Source organism: Streptomyces sp. NPDC006743 (assembly GCF_040703815.1).
GTDB lineage: Bacteria > Actinomycetota > Actinomycetes > Streptomycetales > Streptomycetaceae > Streptomyces.
This window is the reverse complement of sequence record NZ_JBEYJA010000022.1, coordinates 1-19,473: the sequence shown is the minus strand read 5'-3', so window position 1 is coordinate 19,473 and position 19,473 is coordinate 1. Positions and strand designations below refer to the sequence as shown.

17 protein-coding genes are annotated in these 19,473 nt (G+C 73.8%); 14 read left to right on the top strand and 3 right to left on the bottom strand.

Annotated elements, in window-relative coordinates:
* Window positions 1-102: 102 nt before the first annotated feature.
* The gene (locus ABZ719_RS19490; RefSeq protein ID WP_366726495.1) at window positions 103-873 is read right to left on the bottom strand and encodes a DeoR/GlpR family DNA-binding transcription regulator; all 771 of its coding nucleotides are present in this window, start codon (window positions 871-873) and stop codon (window positions 103-105) included.
* Between the two features lie 430 nt (window positions 874-1,303).
* Window positions 1,304-2,113, bottom strand: a complete 810-nt coding sequence (locus tag ABZ719_RS19485) for an NAD(P)-dependent oxidoreductase (protein WP_366726422.1) — start codon at window positions 2,111-2,113, stop codon at window positions 1,304-1,306.
* A 308-nt stretch (window positions 2,114-2,421) separates the two neighbouring features.
* On the opposite strand from ABZ719_RS19485, the gene ABZ719_RS19480 reads away from it, so the two are divergent.
* Together ABZ719_RS19480 and ABZ719_RS19475 are read left to right on the top strand one after the other, a co-directional pair.
* On the top strand, window positions 2,422-3,360 hold the full coding sequence (locus tag ABZ719_RS19480; protein WP_366726421.1) for a 5-dehydro-4-deoxyglucarate dehydratase: 939 nt from the start codon (window positions 2,422-2,424) through the stop codon (window positions 3,358-3,360).
* Window positions 3,357-4,520 (top strand): hypothetical protein, encoded by a 1,164-nt coding sequence (locus ABZ719_RS19475; protein WP_366726420.1) that lies wholly within the window; start codon window positions 3,357-3,359, stop codon window positions 4,518-4,520. Before ABZ719_RS19480 ends, ABZ719_RS19475 begins: the two co-directional genes overlap by 4 nt.
* Window positions 4,521-4,569: 49 nt before the next feature.
* On the opposite strand, the gene ABZ719_RS19470 is transcribed toward ABZ719_RS19475, so the two are convergent.
* Entirely contained in the window at window positions 4,570-5,832 is a 1,263-nt protein-coding gene (locus ABZ719_RS19470) for an MFS transporter (RefSeq protein WP_366726419.1), read from the bottom strand.
* A 293-nt stretch (window positions 5,833-6,125) separates the two neighbouring features.
* Between ABZ719_RS19470 and ABZ719_RS19465 the strand changes: the two genes are divergently transcribed.
* From ABZ719_RS19465 to ABZ719_RS19410, 12 genes are all read left to right on the top strand, one after another.
* Window positions 6,126-6,722, top strand: a complete 597-nt coding sequence (locus ABZ719_RS19465; protein WP_366726417.1) for a TIGR03086 family metal-binding protein — start codon at window positions 6,126-6,128, stop codon at window positions 6,720-6,722.
* A gap of 169 nt (window positions 6,723-6,891) precedes the next feature.
* Window positions 6,892-7,575: a GntR family transcriptional regulator gene (locus ABZ719_RS19460; protein WP_366726416.1), complete on the top strand. Its 684-nt coding sequence runs from the start codon at window positions 6,892-6,894 to the stop codon at window positions 7,573-7,575.
* Entirely contained in the window at window positions 7,572-8,483 is a 912-nt protein-coding gene (locus tag ABZ719_RS19455; protein ID WP_366726415.1) for a dihydrodipicolinate synthase family protein, read from the top strand. The genes ABZ719_RS19460 and ABZ719_RS19455 overlap by 4 nt, the downstream gene beginning before the upstream one ends.
* Complete coding sequence (gene araD / locus ABZ719_RS19450) at window positions 8,480-10,213, top strand: L-arabinonate dehydratase (protein ID WP_366726414.1); 1,734 nt, start codon at window positions 8,480-8,482, stop codon at window positions 10,211-10,213. The genes ABZ719_RS19455 and araD overlap by 4 nt, the downstream gene beginning before the upstream one ends.
* Window positions 10,214-10,315: 102 nt before the next feature.
* Complete coding sequence (locus ABZ719_RS19445) at window positions 10,316-11,251, top strand: sugar ABC transporter permease (protein WP_366726413.1); 936 nt, start codon at window positions 10,316-10,318, stop codon at window positions 11,249-11,251.
* Complete coding sequence (locus ABZ719_RS19440; protein ID WP_366726412.1) at window positions 11,248-12,132, top strand: carbohydrate ABC transporter permease; 885 nt, start codon at window positions 11,248-11,250, stop codon at window positions 12,130-12,132. Before ABZ719_RS19445 ends, ABZ719_RS19440 begins: the two co-directional genes overlap by 4 nt.
* Entirely contained in the window at window positions 12,129-13,304 is a 1,176-nt protein-coding gene (locus tag ABZ719_RS19435) for a Gfo/Idh/MocA family oxidoreductase (protein WP_366726411.1), read from the top strand. The genes ABZ719_RS19440 and ABZ719_RS19435 overlap by 4 nt, the downstream gene beginning before the upstream one ends.
* The gene (locus ABZ719_RS19430; RefSeq protein WP_366726410.1) at window positions 13,301-14,146 is read left to right on the top strand and encodes a PmoA family protein; all 846 of its coding nucleotides are present in this window, start codon (window positions 13,301-13,303) and stop codon (window positions 14,144-14,146) included. Before ABZ719_RS19435 ends, ABZ719_RS19430 begins: the two co-directional genes overlap by 4 nt.
* Complete coding sequence (locus ABZ719_RS19425; RefSeq protein ID WP_366726409.1) at window positions 14,143-15,675, top strand: family 43 glycosylhydrolase; 1,533 nt, start codon at window positions 14,143-14,145, stop codon at window positions 15,673-15,675. Before ABZ719_RS19430 ends, ABZ719_RS19425 begins: the two co-directional genes overlap by 4 nt.
* 165 nt (window positions 15,676-15,840) lie before the next feature.
* Window positions 15,841-17,184: a sugar ABC transporter substrate-binding protein gene (locus tag ABZ719_RS19420; RefSeq protein WP_366726494.1), complete on the top strand. Its 1,344-nt coding sequence runs from the start codon at window positions 15,841-15,843 to the stop codon at window positions 17,182-17,184.
* 8 nt (window positions 17,185-17,192) lie between these two features.
* Window positions 17,193-18,023, top strand: coding sequence for a rhamnogalacturonan acetylesterase (locus tag ABZ719_RS19415; RefSeq protein ID WP_366726493.1), 831 nt, complete (start codon window positions 17,193-17,195; stop codon window positions 18,021-18,023).
* A gap of 95 nt (window positions 18,024-18,118) precedes the next feature.
* Window positions 18,119-19,414, top strand: coding sequence for a pectate lyase (locus tag ABZ719_RS19410; RefSeq protein ID WP_366726408.1), 1,296 nt, complete (start codon window positions 18,119-18,121; stop codon window positions 19,412-19,414).
* Window positions 19,415-19,473 lie beyond the last annotated feature (59 nt).

The following is a 19,473-nucleotide window of genomic DNA, read 5'->3' as shown; positions in this document are numbered from 1 at the left end:
CGGCAGGGTGTGCGGGGCCGACGGCCGGGGGTGTTCCGCGGTCGGGGAGCCGGGGCCGGGTGCCCGGACGGGCGCGGGCCGGGTGGCCGGGCGGGCCGGGTCTCAGACCCGGACGACCTGCGGGCCGAGCAGGGCGTAGCGGTGGGCCTCGGCCGCCGGGAGCAGGGTGCTGGTCACGATCGCCTCCACCGCGCCGACCTCGGCGAACCGGCAGAAGCTGACCGCGCCGAACTTGGTGTGCGTCCCGGCGAAGACGGTGCGCCGGGCCGCCCGCATCGCCTGTGCCTTGACCTCGCTGACGGCCGGGTCGGGGGTGGTCAGACCGTGTTCGCGGGAGATGCCGTTGGCGCCGATGTAGGCGAGGTCGAGGACGAAACCCGCGAGCATCTTCGTCGTCCAGTGGTCGACGGTGGCCAGCGTGCCCGCGCGGACCCGGCCGCCGAGCAGCAGCACCGACACGTTCGCGGCCCCGGCCAGGGCGCCCGCGACCGGCAGGGAGGCGGTGACCACGGTCAGCGGCCGGTCCCTCGGCAGGGCCTCGGCGATGAGCTGCGGGGTGAACCCCTCGTCCACGAAGACCGTCTCGGCGTCCCCGAGCAGATCGGCCGCCGCCGCGGCGATCCGGCGTTTCTCGGGGACGTGGCTGGTGGCCCGGAAGGCGAGGGTCGTCTCGAACCCGGCGCTCTCCACCGGGTAGGCGCCGCCGTGGGTGCGGCGGACGAGACCGTGGTCCTCCAGGGCGCGCAGGTCCCTGCGGATGGTCTCCTTGGCCACGCCGAGTTCGCCGGCCAGCGCGGTGACGTCGACCTGGCCGGTGGCCCGCGCGGTCCGCACGATCTCCCGTTGCCGTTCCTCCGCGGTCCGCGCGCCCATGGTCTGCACCTGCCCTCCTGGCGTTGCCCGTTCGGGCCCTGTGGGGCCCTCGGGGCACAGTTGTACAGCGGGTGCGCGGCGCCGACCAGGTCTGTTGCGGGCTCGATGCTGCCCGGGTGTGCCCGTTCGCGGGGGTGCGTGTCCGTCTCGGACCTGCGGGGCTGCCCGCAGGGAGGTGGGATCGGGCACGGCGGATGCCCGTACAGGGAGGCGGGCGGGCCCGTTCGGTGCCCGCCCGCCTTCGGACGGGAGGTGGCGGGGGCGGTTCCCGGCCGTGCGGAGCGGCCCTCGGCCGGCCGGCGGGGCGGCCGGCGTGGCCGGATCGGCACGGGCGTCAGGGGCACCGGCCGGCGGGCCGTCAGGGGGGCGGGAGGCCGTGAGCGGAGCCGGGCCGGCCGGGCCGTCGGGGGAGCCCGGACGGGCGGGGCCGTCAGTAGGGCCAGATCGGCGGGTCGGTCACGAAGTGGCCGCCCAGGTAGGCGTGCGCCTTGTCGTCCGGGTCGAGTTCGCCCTGCTCGGCGATGAGCTTCGCGGCGTACGGCTCGGAGTCGTCCCGCGGTTCGTAACCGAGCGCCCGCGCGGTGGACAGGTCCCACCACAGGCGGGTGTTGGCGGAGGAGCCGTGGACGACGGTGTGGCCGACGTTCTCGGCGGTGAGGGCGGCGTGGAAGAGGCGGGCGCCGTCGGCGGGGCTCATCCACACCGAGAGCATGCGCACGCTGGTCGGCTCGGGGAAGCAGGAGCCGATGCGCACGGAGACGGTCTCCAGGCCGTGTTTGTCCCAGTAGAGCTGGGCGAGGTCCTCGCCGAACGACTTCGACAGGCCGTAGAAGGTGTCGGGGCGGCGCGGGGTGTCGACCGGGATCAGCGGGTCGTCGCCGCGCGGGCGGGGGGTGTGGCCGATCGCGTGGTTGGAGGAGGCGAAGACGATGCGTCCGACGCCCTCCTCGCGGGCCGCCTCGTACAGGTTGTACGTGCCCTCGATGTTGGCCTTGAGGATCTTCTCGAACGGAGCTTCCAGGGAGATCCCGGCGAGGTGGACGATCGCGTCGACGCCCCGGACCGCGGCGCGCAGGGCCTCCTTGTCGCCGAGGTCGGCGGTGACGGCGTCCGGCTCGCCCTCGACCGGCCGGATGTCGAGGAGGCGGAGCGTGTAGCCGTACTCGGGCAGCAGGTCCCGCATCAGGGTGCCGAGCCCGCCGGCGGCGCCGGTGAGCAGAACGGTGCGGGGAGCGGGCATCTACGGTCTCCTTGCGTCAACCAGCCGTGTGCGGGGACGTGAACCGGGCGTACGGGCGGCGGGAACCACGCGTACGGGAGTACGAGGTCGGGCGTACGGAAAAGCCGTATGCGTGGACGCGATTCACATGCATGGACACGCTAGGGATCGCGGGCGCGCGCCGTCAAGTGTGCCGCGTGCGGGGGAAATCCGCTGCCGCTTGCCGGTTTGCCCGCTTGACCGGCCAGGTGAGGGCCGCTTAGCGTGGGCGTGTTCATGAATATGGACATCGATCAGAAGCGTGAGTGTCTGCCCCCTAGGGAGAGCCCGTGCCGTCAGCCCTCGCCGAACGCCTCAGCATCCCCAGCGGGCCGCTGTTCTTCCCCGTCACCGCCTACGGCCGCGACGGCGCCCTCGACCTGGACGCCTACCGCGCCCACGTGCGCCAAGGGGTCGAGGCCGGTGCCGCCGCCGTCTTCGCGTGCTGCGGCACCGGCGAGTTCCACGCGCTGACACCCGAGGAGTTCGAGACCTGCGTCCGCGCCGCCGTCGAGGCGGCCGAGGGTCGTGTCCCGGTCGTGGCGGGCGCCGGGTACGGCACCGCGCTCGCCGTGCGCTACGCCCGCCTCGCCGAGGCCGCCGGGGCGGACGGGCTGCTCGCCATGCCGCCCTACCTCGTCGCCGCCGCGCAGGAAGGACTGCTGCGGCACTACCGCGAAGTGGCCGCCGCGACCGCGCTGCCCGTCATCGTCTACCAGCGCGACAACGCGGTGTTCACCCCGGACACCGCCGTCGCCCTGGCCCGCACCGACGGCGTCATCGGCCTCAAGGACGGCCTCGGCGACCTGGACCTCATGCAGCGCGTCGTCAGCGCGGTGCGCACCGAGGTCCCCGGCGACTTCCTGTACTTCAACGGCCTGCCCACCGCCGAACAGACCCAGCTCGCCTACCGGGGCCTGGGCATCACCCTCTACTCCTCCGCCGTCTTCTGCTTCGTCCCCGAGATCGCCCTCGCCTTCCACCGGGCGCTGCGCGACGGCGACGACACCACCGCCCACCGGCTCCTGGACGGCTTCTACCGTCCCTTCGTCGAACTGCGCGCCCAGGGCAGGGGGTACGCCGTCTCCCTGGTCAAGGCGGGCGTACGGCTGCGGGGACTGGACGTGGGCGAGGTGCGGCCGCCGCTGCACGAACCGTCCGAGGACCACGTCAAGCGGCTCGCCCGGCTCATCGAACGCGGGTACGCGCTGCTCGGGGGTGACGTGTGAGGGCGTCGGCGTTCGTCTACCCCTGGGACGTCAACGGCGATCCGGCGGCGGCGGAGCGCATCGCCGGGCTCGGCGTGGAAGGGGTGACCCTGGCAGCCGCCTACCACTCCACGCGGGCGCTGACCCCCCGTCACCCCCGCCACCGCGTCGTCACCGCCGAGTACGCGGCCGTCCTCTACCCGCCCGGCGACCGCTGGCAGGGGCGGGCGCTGCGGCCCCGGCCCGCCGGTGACTGGGCGCCGGGGGACGCGTACGGCGAGGCGGCGCGGGCACTGGCCGCGGCCGGACTGGAGGTGCACACCTGGGTCGTCCTCGCGCACAACTCGCGGCTCGGCGCCGAACACCCCGGGACCTCCGTCGTCAACGCCTACGGCGACCGCTACCCGTGGGCGCCCTGCATCGCCCAGCCCGCCACCCGCGCGTACCTCGTCGACCTGGCAGCCGAGGCCGCCGTACGGCCCGGCGCGCACGGCACCGAACTGGAGTCCCTCGGCTGGTACGGGCTCGCCCACCTGCACGCCCACGACAAGACCGCCGGGATCGGCCCGGGCGACGCCGGCCAGTACCTGATGTCCCTGTGCTTCTGCCCGGTCTGCCGCGCCGGCTACGGCGGCCAGGGCCTGGACCCGGACGCCCTGGCGGACGCCGTGCGCACCGCGCTGGAGCCGGTGTGGCGGGGGGCGCCCTCCGGGGACGGCTGGCCCGCGGTCGAGAAGCTGCTCGGCGCGCGCGAGGCGGCGGGCACGCGCGCGTGGCGCGACGAGAGGGCCCGCACCCTCCAGGAGGAGGCCGTCGCGGCGGTCCGCGCGGCGGCGCCCGAGGGCTTCCGGGTGCTGCTGCACGCCGACCCGGTCTCCTACCACTGCGGCGCCAACGCCGGCGTCGACCCCGCGCACGTCCTGTCCGTCGCGGACGGGGTCGTGGTGCCCTGCACGGGCGGTGCGGGTCTGCTCGCGCCCTTCGCCGGGCAGGAGCGCGCGGACGCCGTCCTGGCCGCCAACCTCACGATCGTCTCCGGCATGGGCGGCGACCCGGGCGGCCTCGCCGCCGACGCCGCCCGCGCCCGGGACCTCGGCGCGAGCGAACTGCGGCTCTACCACGCCGGGCTGGCCTCGGACGCCGACCTGGCGGCGACGCGGGCCGCGCTCGCGCGGGTGTGAGGCGGGGGAACGGGAGGGGAATCCGGGCCGGGCGGGGGCGGGGGCCGGGTCAGGTGCTGCCGGTGCCGGGGCCGGGGCCGGGGTCGGCGGTGGCCGCCGTCGGGGGGTGCTGCGGCCCGTGGGCCGGGGCCGCCAGGGCGGCCGACACGGTCAGCAGGGCCGCGCCCAGCACGCCCAGCAGAAGCCGGTGGCCGACGCTCCCGGCCAGCCACGCGCCCACCGCCAGGCCCACGACGTTCGGCACCAGCACGAGGGTGTGCGCCGTCGCCGTCACCCGGCCGGTCAGCGCACCCGGTGTCCCGTGCTGCACGGCCGTGAACACCGCGATCAGCACGCAGGGCAGCCCCGCCCCGATCGCCGCGCAGCAGCCCAGCACCACAGGGTCGGACGGAACGGCCCGCAGGGCCACCGCGACGGCCGTCAGGGCGATCCCGTACGCCGCGAACCGACGCCCGCCCAGACGGCGCAGCCCGGCGCCCGAGGCGAGCCCGGTCACCACCGAACCGGCGCCCTGGACCGCGTACAGCACTCCCGCGTACGCGGGTGCGTGCCCGAGGGAGTCCACGACCGTGTAGACCAGCGCGCCGTTCACGCCCGCGCACAGCATCGTGGCCGCGCCGGCCAGCACCAGCGGGCGCAGGCGCGGATCGGACCACAGGCGGCGCACGCCCTCGGCGGTGTGCGCCCGCCAGGAGCCGGCCGGTCGCCGCGGCGGCTGTTCGCGGACGCGCAGCAGGGCGTACAGGGCCGCCGCCAGCACGAACGTGACCGCGTCGAGCAGCGCCACACAGGCGCCGCCGTACGCGGCGTACAGGCCCGCCCCGGCCGGCGGGGCCAGCAGTTTCATGCCCTCCGTCGCGGTCGTCCGCAGCCCGTTGAAGTCGCCGAGCAGCGCCGGGTCGACGGCCTCGGCGACCAGGGCGGACTGGGCGGCGTCGGCCACCACGCCCAGGGTGCCGTAGAGGAACAGCACCGTGTACAGGAGCCAGAGCCGGCCGGGGGAAGCCAGGGCGAGGAGGGGCAGGAGGAGGGCCGCGAGCAGCAGGTTCGTGGTGATCAGCAGGGGCTTGCGGCGGGCGCGGTCGGCGAGTGCGCCCAGGGGCGGTCCGGCCAGGGTGGGCGCCCACATCGCGGCCAGGCACAGCGCGGCCGGGCCGGTGGAGCCGGTGAGGTCCTTGGCCCACACGCCGGACGCCAGCCACAGCGCGGAGGTCCCGAAGCCGGAGACCACCACGGCGGCCAGGCACAGCCCCGCCCGCCGGTCGCGCAGCACGCGCAGCAGGGGCGGCAACGTCACGTCGGTCGTCGTCATGTCTGCTGAGAGTGCGGCTGAGGTCCCGCCGTGCGGATCGGGCAGGTGCCCCGGTGCGCGCACCGGGCGGGCGGGGGACCGCGGTGCGGCATCCGTCATGTTCCGGGGGCGGGGGCCGAAGCGGGGAGCGGACGGTCCGCGCCACGGGTCCGGGGCGGCTGAGCGCACCGGACCCCGGCGCCCCGCCCCTCCCCCCGCACGTACCGCCGGCCCGGCGGCCGATGAGATCCGGTGCCGGGGGCGGTCTGCCCCTGTGGTGAGGGAAGACCTCCCGCGATCTCGAGGAGCAGACGATGACCGAACCGATCTTCGATCTGGGACCACAGGCCGCTGTCGTGGCCCGGCTGGCGCGGGGAGTGCGCGCGGAGCACCTCTCGGCCCCGACGCCCTGCCCGGACCTGGCGGTCCGCCATCTCCTGGGACACCTGCTGGGCCTGTCCGTCGCCTTCCGTGACGCCGCCCGCAAGAACCTGGGCGCCACGACCGACACCCGGCCGGACACGACCGTGCCGGACGTCGGGCCGGGCTGGCGCGAGGAACTGCCCCGCGTGCTCGACGGCCTCGCCGAGGCATGGCGCGATCCGGCCGCCTGGACCGGCATGACCCGCGCGGGCGGCGTCGACCTGCCGGGGGACGTCGCCGGCGCCGTCGTCGCCGACGAACTGGTCATCCACGGCTGGGACCTGGCCCTGGCCACGGGCCAGGCCTACGAGCCGGATCCGGCCGCGCTCCGGGCGGCCTACGGCTTCCTGCGCGCCGCGGCCGGCCAGAACCCGGAGCAGGGCGCCGGCATCTTCGGGCCCGTCGTCCCCGTCCCCGAACACGCCCCGCTCCTGGACCGGGCGGTGGGCCTGAGCGGCCGGAACCCGAACTGGCGGCCCCGCCCCTGACCAGCCGGCCCCGGCCCGTCCGCGCCGGCTCTCCTCCGCACCCGGCGATATCCCTCAACCCCTTTTTCTGTCAGAAGCGTTGACGAAGTCCCGTGCCCCTCTTACCTTCATCGCGTCGTACTTCGTACGTCATATATGAGACGCGATACGCGAGATCCGAGAGGCGCGCATGACCTCTGTGCCCACGCCCATCCCCTCCCGCACGCAGTTCGTGCAGGAGGGGATCAAACACCGCATCCTCACCGGGCAGCTGACCCCCGGGCAGGCGCTGGTCGAGACCGAACTCGCCGCACAGTTCGGGGTGTCGAAGACCCCCGTGCGCGAGGCGCTCAAGACCCTGGCCGGTACCGGACTGGTGGTGATGAACCAGTACAAGGGCGTCACCGTGCGCATGGTGGACGCGGACATGGCGCGCGAGGTCTACGACGTACGCCTCCTGCTGGAGCCGGAGGCGCTGCGGCGCTCGGTCCGGCGCGCCGCCTCCCTCGACGCCGCCCAGGACGCCCTGCGGCGCGCCGACGAGGCCACGGACACCGCCGAACGCTCGCTGGCCAACCGCGAGTTCCACCGCGCCCTGTACCTGCCCTGCGGCAACCCGCTGCTCGGGCGGATGCTCGACGAGGTCCGCGACCAGGCCGCCCTGGTCTCCGCCGTGGCCTGGTCCGCCGACCCCTCCTGGGAGCGGGAGGCCGCCGAGCACCGGGAGATCCTGCGGCTCGCCCTCGCCGGCGACGCCGACGGCGCGGCCCGCGCCCTGCACTCCCACATCGCCTCCTTCGTGCACCGGGCCTTCCCCGGGGTCCTCGACACCCCGGACGCCCCCGACAGCCCCGCCGAGGAGGGCCGGAAATGAGCGGCGCGACCTTCGAGACCCAGCGGGCGGCCCTGGCCGACGTGGTGGCGATCCCGGTGACCCCGTTCGCCGAGGACGGCTCCGTCGACCGCGACACCCACCGGGCCCTGCTGCACCGCCTGCTCGACGGCGGCATCACCACCCTCACCCCGTGCGGCAACACCGGCGAGTTCTACGCCCTCACGCCCGAGGAGCGCCGGCTGGTCACCGAACTGACCGTCGAGGAGAGCCGGGACCGGGCGAACGTCCTCGTCGGCGTCGGCCACGACATCCCCACCGCCGTCGCCTCCGCCCGGCACGCCCGCGAACTGGGCGCGCGGATGGTCATGGTCCACCAGCCCGTCCACCCCTACGTCTCCCCGGGCGGCTGGGTCGACTACCACCGCGCCATCGCGGAGGCCGTGCCCGACCTGGGCGTCGTGCCCTACCTGCGCAACGCCCAGCTGCCGGGCGCCCGCCTCGCCGAACTCGCCGACGCCTGCCCCAACGTCGTCGGCGTCAAGTACGCCGTCCCCGACGCGGCCCGCTTCGCCGCGTTCGCCCGGGACGCGGGCCTGGACCGCTTCGTCTGGGTGGCCGGCCTCGCCGAGCCGTACGCGCCCTCCTACTTCTCCGCCGGGGCCACCGGCTTCACCTCCGGCCTGGTCAACGTCGCCCCCGCCGTCTCCCGGAACATGCTGGAGGCGCTGCGGGCCGGCGACTACCCGGCCGCGATGAAGGTGTGGGAGCAGATCCGCCGCTTCGAGGAACTGCGCGCCGCGGGCGGCTCCGCCGACAACGTCACCGTGGTCAAGGAGGCCCTCGCCTCGCTCGGCCTGTGCCGCCGGGACGTGCGCCCGCCCAGCAAGCCGCTGCCCGAGAGCCGGCGCGCCGAGGTCGCCGCCATCGCCGCCGGGTGGTCGATATGAGCGAGCCCCGCAAGCGTCCCGAGGACCTCCGCAGCCACCAGTGGTACGGCACCGACGGCCTGCGCTCCTTCAGCCACCGCGCCCGCACCCGCCAGCTCGGCTACCTGCCCGAGGAGCACCTGGGCAAGCCGGTCATCGCGATCCTCAACACCTGGTCCGACATCAACCCGTGCCACGTCCACCTGCGCGAGCGCGCCCAGGCCGTCAAGCGCGGGGTGTGGCAGGCGGGCGGCTTCCCGCTGGAGTTCCCGGTCTCCACCCTCAGCGAGACCTTCCAGAAGCCGACGCCGATGCTCTACCGCAACCTGCTCGCCATGGAGACCGAGGAGCTGCTGCGCTCCTACCCGGTCGACGGCGCCGTGCTGATGGGCGGCTGCGACAAGTCCACGCCCGCCCTGCTCATGGGCGCGGCCAGCGTCGACCTGCCCGCCGTGTTCGTGCCCGCCGGGCCGATGCTGCCGGGCCACTGGCGGGGCGAGGTCCTCGGCTCGGGCACCGACATGTGGAAGTACTGGGACGACCGGCGGGCCGGCCTCATCGGCGACTGCGAGATGGCCGAACTGGAGAGCGGCCTGGCCCGTTCGCCCGGACACTGCATGACCATGGGCACCGCCTCCACCCTCACGGCCGCCGCCGAGGCGCTCGGCGTGACCGTGCCCGGCGCCTCCAGCATCCCGGCGGTGGACTCCGGTCACGACCGGATGGCGGCCAGGGCCGGGATGACGGCCGTCGGACTCGTCCACAAGGACCGCCGGCTGAGCGACATCCTCACCCGCGAGGCCTTCGAGGACGCCGTCACCACCGTCCTCGGGCTCGGCGGCTCCACCAACGCGGTCATCCACCTGATCGCGATGGCCGGCCGGGCTGGGGTGAAGCTCACCCTCGACGACTTCGACCGCATCGCCCGCACGGTGCCGGTCCTCGCCGACGTCCGTCCCGGCGGCCGGAAGTACCTCATGGAGGACTTCCACTTCGCGGGCGGCCTGCCCGGCTTCCTCTCCCGCATCCCCGACCTGCTCCACCTGGACCGGCCCACCGCCGCCCACGACAGCCTGCGCGAACAGCTCGCCGGCGCCCGGGTGCACGACGACGACGTGATCCGGCCGCGCCACAACCCGGTCGCGCCCGAGGGCGGGGTGGCCGTCCTGCGCGGCAACCTCTGCCCCGACGGCGCGGTCATCAAGCACATCGCCGCCGAACCGCGCCTGCTGCGGCACACCGGCCCGGCCGTCGTCTTCGACGACTACCGGACCATGCAGCGCACCATCGACGACCCGTCGCTGCACATCACCGCCGACAGCGTGCTGGTGCTGCGCAACGCCGGCCCCCAGGGCGGCCCCGGCATGCCCGAGTACGGCATGCTCCCGATCCCCGGCCACCTCCTCAAGCAGGGCGTGCGGGACATGGTCCGCGTCTCCGACGCCCGGATGAGCGGCACCAGTTACGGCGCGTGCGTGCTGCACGTGGCGCCCGAGTCGTACGTCGGCGGGCCGCTCGCCCTGGTCCGCACCGGCGACGCGATCACCCTCGACGTCCGGGCGCGCACCCTGCGGCTGGAGGTCGACGACGAGGAACTGGCGCGCCGCCGGGCCGAGTGGACCCCGCCGCCCGCGCGCTACGAACGCGGCTACGGCGCCCTCTACGCCGACCAGATCACCCAGGCCGACACCGGCTGCGACTTCGAGTTCCTGGCCCGGCCGGGCAACGTCCCGGACCCGTACGCGGGCTGACCCGCGCCGTACCGGGGAAGCCCCCGGATCCCCCCATCACGTGTCCATAGCAAGCGCTTCCCGCACGTGCTGTACCCGCCCCACTGCGAACGGAGAACAGTCATGGCCCAAGCCGCAGCCGTGGCGAAACCGCCCGCGCCACCCCGGCGGCGCCGTGCCTCCGCCACGCCGCGCAGGCTGCCCTACCTGCTGATCGCCCCCGCCGCCCTGCTCATGCTGGGCTTCATCGCCTACCCGGTGCTCAGCGTCTTCTACTACAGCCTGCGCAACTACAACCCCACCAAACCGTGGCGCAACGGCTGGGCCGGCCTCGACAACTTCACCCAGGCCTTCCGCCACGACCCCCAGTTCTGGGACACGCTGACCTTCAGCGCCAAGTGGGTCGTCGTCGAGGTCGGCCTCCAGCTCCTGTTCGGACTCGCCCTCGCCCTGATCGTCAACCAGACCTTCGTGGGCCGCTCGCTCGGCCGGGCGCTGGTGTTCTCCCCGTGGGCCGTCTCCGGGGTCCTCACCTCCGCGATCTGGGTGCTGCTCTACAACTCCCAGACCGGCATCAGCCGCTACCTCGCCGACCTGGGCCTCGGCTCCTACGGCACCAGCTGGCTGTCGGACACCTCCACCGTCTTCCCGGCGGCGGTCGTCGCCGACCTGTGGCGGGGCGTGCCCTTCTTCGCCATCCTCATCCTCGCCGACCTCCAGTCCGTCTCCAAGGACCTGTACGAGGCCGCCGAGGTCGACGGGGCGAGCCGCCTCAAGCAGTTCTGGCACATCACCCTGCCCCATCTGAAGGACGCCATCGTCCTGTCCACGCTGCTGCGCGCGGTGTGGGAGTTCAACAACGTCGACCTGCTCTACACCCTCACCGGCGGCGGCCCGGCCGGCGAGACCACCACGCTGCCGCTCTACATCGCCAACACCAGCGTGGACGCCCACAACTTCGGCTACGCCTCCGCCCTGACCACGGTGGCGTTCGTGATCCTGCTCTTCTGCTCGATCGTCTATCTGCGGCTGAGCAAGTTCGGAGGTGACGAGAAGTGATCACCGAGATCGCCCCCGCGCCCGAACGGGCGGCCCCTGCGCCCGAGCGCCCGCGCGGCCGGCGCCGCGCCTGGGACGAGGTACCGCGCCGGCACATCTACCTGCCGCTGTCGGTCTACCTGGTCTTCACCCTGATCCCGTTCTACTGGATCCTGCTGTTCGCGCTGCGCCCGGCGGGCTCCACCTCACTGGTGCCCTGGCCGGTCACCTTCGACCACTTCGAGAAGGTGTGGACCGAGCGCAGTTTCGGCACCTACTTCCAGAACAGCGTCCTGGTCGGCCTGGCGACGCTGGTGCTCACCACGGTGGTGGCGCTGGCCGGCGGCTACGCGCTCGCCCGGTTCGACTTCCGGATGAAGCGGGCGTTCATGCTGGGGCTGCTGTGCTCGCAGTTCGTCCCCGGTGCGCTGCTGCTGGTCCCGCTCTTCCAGATCTTCGCCAAGCTGTCCATGATCAACTCGCTGGGCAGTGTCATCCTCGCCGAGACCGTCTTCCAGCTGCCGCTGTCGATGATCCTGATCAGCGGCTTCATCCGGAACGTGCCGCCCTCCCTGGAGGAGGCCGCCTGGGTGGACGGCTGCAACCGGTTCGCCGCCTTCCGGATCGTCGTCCTGCCGCTGCTGCGGCCCGGACTGATCGCCGTCGGCTCCTTCGCCTTCGTGCACGCCTGGAACCACTTCCTGTTCGCCCTGATGTTCCTGTCCGACCAGGGCAAGCAGACCATCCCCGTCGGCCTCAACACCCTGATGAGCGCGGACAGCGTCGACCTAGGCGCCCTGGCCGCGGGCGGCATCATCGCCGCCGTCCCGGTGGTCGTCGTCTTCGCCTTCATCCAGAAGTGGCTGATCACCGGCTTCAGCGCGGGGGCGGTGAAGGGATGACGACCGCACCCGCCCCGGTACCCCTGTCCCTGCCCGTCCCCGTCGTGCTCGCCGGGGCCCGCGGCCACGGCCGCACCCACCTCGACAACCTCCGCCGCCTCCAGGGGAAGGGCCTCGTCCGGCTGGTGGGCATCTGCGAACCGGCCCCGCTCACCGCCGGCGAGATCCCCGCCGGACTGGGCAGCCCCGCGCAGTCCGCCGACCTCGGCGCCCTGCTGGACACCACCGGCGCGCGCGTCGCCGTCCTGTGCACCCCCATCCCCACCCACACCGGCCTGGCGCTCACCGCCGCCGAGCGGGGCGTGCACATCCTCCTGGAGAAGCCGCCCACGCCGTCGATGGCCGAGTTCCGGCGCCTGTCCGACGGGATCGCACGGGCCGGCGTGGCCTGCCAGATCGGCTTCCAGTCACTGGGCTCGCACGCCGTGCCCGCCGTCCGGGAACTGATCGCCCAGGGCGCGATCGGAGAGGTCACCGGAGCGGGCGGCGCCGGAGCCTGGGCACGCGACGAGGCGTACTACCGGCGCGCCCCCTGGGCCGGCAGGCGCCGCCTGAACGGCACCGACGTGGTCGACGGCGTCCTCACCAACCCGCTCGCCCACATCACCGCCACCGCCCTCGCCCTGCTCGGCACCACCCGCGCACAGGACGTCACCGGCATCGAGACCGAGCTGTGGCGGGCCAACGCCATCGAGTCCGACGACACCTCCTGCGCCCGCCTCACCACCACCCGCGCACCGCTCACCGTCGCCGCCACCCTGTGCGCCGAACACCCCGGCGAGCCGTACGTCCTGGTGCACGGCACCAGCGGCCGGATCACCTTCTGGTACAAGCAGGACAGGGTGCTGCTGCAACGCGCGGGCCACGGCCCGCAGGAGTTCCACCACGGCCGCACCGACCTGCTGGAGAATCTGCTCGCGCACCTCACCTCCGGCACGGACCTGCTGGTCCCGCCCGACACCACGGGCGCCTTCATGCGGCTCGTCGAAGCCGTCCGCACCGCCCCGGACCCCGCGCCGCTGCCCGCCGCGGCCTGGCGGACGCCCCCCGGTGAGCACCGGCGGACCGTGCCCGGCGTCGACGCACTGGTCGCGGCCGCGGCCGACACCCTCTCCCTCTACTCCGAACTCGGCGCCGCCTGGGCCCGGCCGAAGGAGATGACCCGCGGATGACAGCGAACGACTCCCCGGTGCTGCGGGTCGCGGGCCGCCCGGTCGCCCGCTGCGTCACCCGGCCCGAACTGCCCGGCCGGCTCGCCCCCCGCCCCTTCCTGCACCCCGTCACCACCCTGGCCGGCACCGCCGTCACCGAACTGAGCCCGGCCGACCACCTCCACCACCTCGGCGTCGGTGTCGCCGTCCCCGACGTCGAGGGGCACAACTTCTGGGGCGGCCGGACCTTCGTCCGCGACCGGGGCCCGGTCGAACTGGACAACCACGGCGCCCAGCGGCACACCGGGTTCCCGCTGCGCGGGAGCGACCGCTTCGAGGAGGAGCTGCGCTGGGTGGCCGTCGGCCGTGAACTGCTCAGGGAACACCGCACCGTCATCGCCGCCCCGCTCACCGGCACCGCCTGGACCCTGGACCTCTCCTTCTCCCTCACCAACGTCACCGGCGCCCCGCTCTCCCTCGGCAGCCCCGCCACCAACGGGCGCCCCGGCGCGGCCTACGGCGGTTTCTTCTGGCGCGCCCGCAAGGAGGACGAGCCCGCGCACGCCTTCACCGGCGCGGCCGACGGCGAGGCGGCGGTGCACGGCACCCGCGCCGACTGGCTGGCCCTGGCGGGGCGCACCTGGACCCTGGTGTTCGCCGGGGCCACCGACGCCACCCGCCGCGACCCCTGGTTCGTACGGGCCGCCGACTACCCGGGCGTCGGCTCCTCGCTGGCCTGCGCCGAACGGCTGGCCGTCGCCCCCGGCGAGAGCGTCGTACGCCGCGTCGTCACCGTCGTCGCCGACGGCCGGCTCGGCCGCGACGAGGCGGCGGCCCTGGCCCGCGAGGCGGTGGCCCGATGAGCCTGCCCGGCGCCGACCTCGGCGACGGCACCTACGCGAACCCCGTCCTGGACGCCGACTGGTCCGACCCCGACGTGCTGCGCGTCGGCGACGACTACCACCTCACCGCCTCCAGCTTCGGCCGCGCCCCCGGCCTGCCGCTGCTGCACTCCCGCGACCTGGTCAACTGGACCCTGGTCGGGCACGCCCTCGAACGCCTCGAACCGGACGCCGAGTTCCGCCTGCCCCGCCACGACCGGGGGGTGTGGGCGCCCGCCCTGCGCCACCACGACGACCGCTTCTGGATCTTCTGGGGCGACCCCGACCACGGCATCTTCCAGATCAACGCCCCCGCCTTCCGCGGCCCCTGGACCCGCCCCCACCTCGTCAAGGCAGGCAAGGGACTCATCGACCCGTGCCCGCTGTGGGACGAGGAGACCGGCGAGGCCTATCTCGTGCACGCCTGGGCCCGCTCCCGCTCCGGCGTCAAGAACCGGCTCACCGGCCACCGCATGCACCCCGACGGCACCGAACTCCTCGACGAGGGCAAGGTGATCGTCGACGCCGACCGGATCCCCGGCTGGTTCACCCTCGAAGGGCCCAAGCTGTACCGGCACGACGGCCGGTTCTGGATCCTGGCCCCCGCCGGGGGAGTGGGGACCGGCTGGCAGGGCGCCTTCCGCGCGCGCGACTTCTTCGGACCCTACGAGCACCGGGTCGTCCTGGAGCAGAAGGACACCGGCGTCAACGGCCCCCACCAGGGCGGCTGGGTGCGCACCCGGCAGGGTGAGGACTGGTTCCTGCACTTCCAGCAGCGCGGCGCGTACGGCAGGGTCGTCCACCTCCAGCCGATGCGCTGGGAGGGCGGGGACGGCTGGCCGGTCATCGGTGACGACGGCGCCCCCGTCGCCGTCCACCGCAAACCCGCCCTGCCGCCGCAGCCGCCCGCCGCGCCCGCCACCGACGACGACTTCCCCGGCGGCCGGTACGGCCGGCAGTGGCAGTGGAGCGCCAACCCCCGCGACGGCTGGGCCACCCACCACTCGGGCGACGGCCTGCGGCTGACCTGTGTCCGCTCGCAGGGTGCCGACGACCTGCGCACCCTGCCCCATGTCCTCACCCAGCGGCTGCCGGGCCGGCCCTGCACGGTCGAGACGGAACTGCGCCTGGACGGCACCGGCCCGGGGGCGCGGGCGGGACTGGCCGTCCTCGGGGACGCGTACTGCTGGATCGGGCTGCGCCGCGAGGGCGACGGCACGGTCCGCCTGGTGCACCGGTTCGCCGAAGGGGACGGCGGCGGCGAACGCGACGCCGGCCCCGCGTGCCCCGCACCCGGCGGACGGGCCGGGCTGCGCGTCGAGATCGGCGCCGGGGCGCGCTGCCGCTTCTTCTACGACCTCGGCGACGGTCCGCGGCCCTCCGGCCAGGTCTTCGCCGCCACCCCCTGGCGCTGGGTCGGTGCCCTGCTCGGCCTGTTCGCGTGCGCGCCCGCCGGGCCGGGGCACGCCGGGACGGCCGGCTTCACCCGGTTCCGCGTCACCGCTCCGTGAGACACCCCCCGCGACCTCGACGAACGCCCGACCTCACCGATCTCCCGACCTCGTCTGTCTCCCGATCGCACCCGTCTCCCGATCTCAACGACTTCCCGCTCCGCACCGCTTCACGATTTCTCGTCGCATCCGGAAGAAGAGAGCCGATCCATGAAGAGCCGATCAGTGAAGACCACCATCCACAGAAGCAGGCGCCGCGCCGCCCTCGCCGTCGCGCTGGGCTCCGCGCTCGCGCTCACCGCCACCGCCTGCGGCGACGACGGCAGCGGGTCGGGCGGCGCCAAGGGGGCCGAGGGGTCCGGCAAGGGCGAGATCACCTTCTGGGACAACAACGGCGGTGTGCGCACCGACATCTGGAAGCAGGTCATCGCCGACTTCGAGAAGAAGTACCCGGACATCAAGGTCAACTACGTCGGCATCCCGGCGGCGAGCGCCCAGTCCAAGTACGACACCGCGATCCAGGGCGGCGGACTGCCCGACGTCGGCGGCGTGGGCACCGCCATGCTCGCCGAACTGGCGGCCCAGGGCGCCCTTGAGCCGCTGGACGGGCGGCTGGCGAAGAGCACGCTGAACGGGAAGCTCAGCCAGAACCTGCTCGGCGTCAGCAAGGCGGCGGGCGGCGGCGAGACCCTCTACCAGGTGCCGACCTCCGTGAACAACGGGACGCTGTGGTACCGCACGGACCTGTTCGAGAAGGCCGGTCTGGACGCCCCGACCAGCTGGCCGAAGTTCTACCAGGCCGCGGACAAGCTCACCGACAAGGGCAAGAACGCCTTCGGCTTCACCATCCGCGGCGGCGAGGGCGCCATCGCCCCGGCCCTGGACGCGGTCTACGGGCAGAGCGGCATCACCTCGTTCTGGGACGGCGACAAGACCACCGTCGACGACCCGAAGAACGTGGCCGCCCTGGAGAAGTACGTCGCGCTCTACAAGAAGGACACCCCCTCCGCCGACGTCAACAACGACTTCACCAAGATGGTCGCCCAGTGGGACAGCGGCACCATCGGCATGCTGAGCCACAACCTCGGCTCCTACCAGGACCACCTCAAGGCGCTGGGCAAGGACAAGTTCCGCGGCATCCCCAACCCGACGCTGGCCGACGGCAGCCGGGTGCAGGTGTCCAACCCGGTGGACGGACTCAGCCTGTTCAAGGCCGGCAAGAACAAGACCGCGGCCTGGAAGTTCATCGAGTTCGCCGTCTCGGCCGCGGAGAACTCCAAGTTCAACGAGGCCGCCGGACAGGTGCCCGCCAACACGGAGGCCGCCAAGGACGCCTGGATCCAGCGGTCCGAGCCGACGAAGCTGGCGGCCGAGGCGCTCAACGGCGGCAACACGAAGATCGTGCAGCTGCCGTACTACCTGCCCGACTGGAACACCATCTCCAAGGCCGACAACGAGCCGAACTTCCAGAAGCTGCTGCTCGGCAAGATGACCGCGAAGCAGTTCCTGGACACGCTGGCCGGCCAGCTGAACAAGGCGCAGGCCGAGTGGAAGCAGCAGAGGGGCTGACCGGCGGCATGTCCCTCACCGGCCCCGCCGGCCTTGCCGGCCCCTCTCGCAGACAGCTCACCGCCGCGGCCCTCGCCGCCGTGCCGGCCGCCCTCGCGGCGCCCGGCACGGCGCGGGCCGCGGGCCGCCGCTACCCGGCCCGCACCCTCCACATCGCCGGTGACTCCACCGCCGCCCAGAAGTACGCCGACGAGGCCCCCGAGACCGGCTGGGGCATGGCCCTGCCGGTCTTCCTGGGGCACCGGGTCACCGTCGCCGACCACGCCGTGAACGGGCGCAGTTCGAAGAGTTTCGTCGACGAGGGGCGGCTCGCGGTCGTCCTCTCCGTGATCCGCCCGCACGACGTCCTGCTCGTCCAGTTCGCGCACAACGACGAGAAGCGGGACGACCCCGCCCGGTACACCGAGCCCTGGACGACGTACCAGGACCACCTGCGCCTGTACGTCGAGGGGGCCCGCGCCCGCGGTGCCCGTCCGGTCCTCGCCACGCCGGTGGAGCGGCGCAGGTTCGACGCGGCCGGAGACGCCGTGCCCACCCACGGCGACTACCCGGCGGCGATGCGCGCGCTGGCCGCGGCGGAGGGCGTGCCGCTGCTCGACGTCGAGGCGCTGTCGCTCGCGCTGTGGCAGCGGCTCGGCCCCGAGGGGACCAAGACGTACTTCAACTGGACCGCCACCGAGCAGGACAACACGCACTTCAACCCGCCGGGCGCCGTCGCCGTGGCACGGCTGGTCGCGCGGGAGCTGCTGCGCACCCGTGTGCTCGCGCCGCACGACGTCGTCCGCCTGCACGACGAGATCCCCCCGTCCTGGATCACCTGGCCGGCTTCGGCCCCGTAAACGAGGAGAACCGCACAGTGCGTACCCCGAGATGTCATGATCACGTCAGTAACGTGGGGCGCGGCAGCGGGAGGTCCGCGGCCCGCGTCCGCCGGATGGCCGCGGTGGCCGCGGGCTGCACGGCCGTGGTGCTGGCGGCCACCACCGCCACCGCCTCCGCCCGGCCCTGCCCCCGGCACACCGACCCCGCCCGCCAGGTGCTGGCCGCCGAGGACGGCTGGGGCGCCTACGGAACCGGCACCACCGGCGGCGCGCGGGCCGACGCCGCGCACGTCTACACCGTCACCACCTGGGACGCCTTCAAGGCCGCCCTCGCCGCCGGCGGGGACGCCCCGAAGATCATCAAGGTCAAGGGGACCATCGACGCGGACGGCCCGGGCTGCGACTCCTTCGCCGTGCCCGGCTACGACTTCGACACCTACCTGAAGACGTACGCCCCCGAGACCTGGGGCCGCGACAAGGACCTCTCCGCCGAGCCCGACGACAGCCCCGAGGGCCTGCGCCGCGCCTCGCAGGCGCGCCAGGACGCCTTCATCAAGGCCTACGTCCCCGCCCGCACCACCATCATCGGCGTCGGCGAGGACGCCGGCTTCAAGGGCGCCAGCCTGCAGATCAAGGGCGTCGACGACGTCATCGTCCGCAACCTCACCTTCGAGAGCCCGCTGGACTGCTTCCCGCAGTGGGACCCGACCGACACCGCCGACGGCAACTGGAACTCCGAGTACGACAGCGCCGTCGTCCATGGCTCCACCCACGTCTGGATGGACCACGACACCTTCACCGACGGCGACCACCCCGACAGCACCCTGCCGCACTACTACGGCCGGATCTACGAACAGCACGACGGCGAGCTGGACATCGTCAAGGGCGCGGACTACGTCACCGCGTCCTGGAACGTCTTCACCGACCACGACAAGACCATCCTGATCGGCAACAGCGACAGCGCCGCCACCGCCGCCGTCGACCGCGGCCACCTGAAGGTCACCTTCCACCACAACCTGTTCTCGAACCTGGTCGAGCGCGCCCCGCGGATCCGCTTCGGCCAGGTCGACTCCTACGACAACCACTTCGTGGCGGGCCCCGGTTACGGCTACAGCTACGGCATCGGCATGGAGTCGCAGCTCGTCGCCGAGCACAACGCGTTCACCCTGCCGGCCGGGACCGGCGCGGGCATGATCCTGAAGAAGTGGAAGGAGGCGCCGGTCAGCGCCGCCGACAACTACGTCAACGGCAGGCGCACCGACCTGATCGCCGTCCACAACGCCGAGGTCCCCTCCGAGGTCCTCCAGGCGGGCGCGGGCTGGACGCCCGTCCTGCGCACGCACGTGGACCCCCCGAGGTCCGTCCCGGCCCTGGTCGGCCGCGGCGCGGGCGCGGGCCGCCTGCGCTGACGCGCATGACTCAGGGGGCAGGGGCGGGGGGGGGGGGGGGGCGCGGCCGCCCCCCCGCC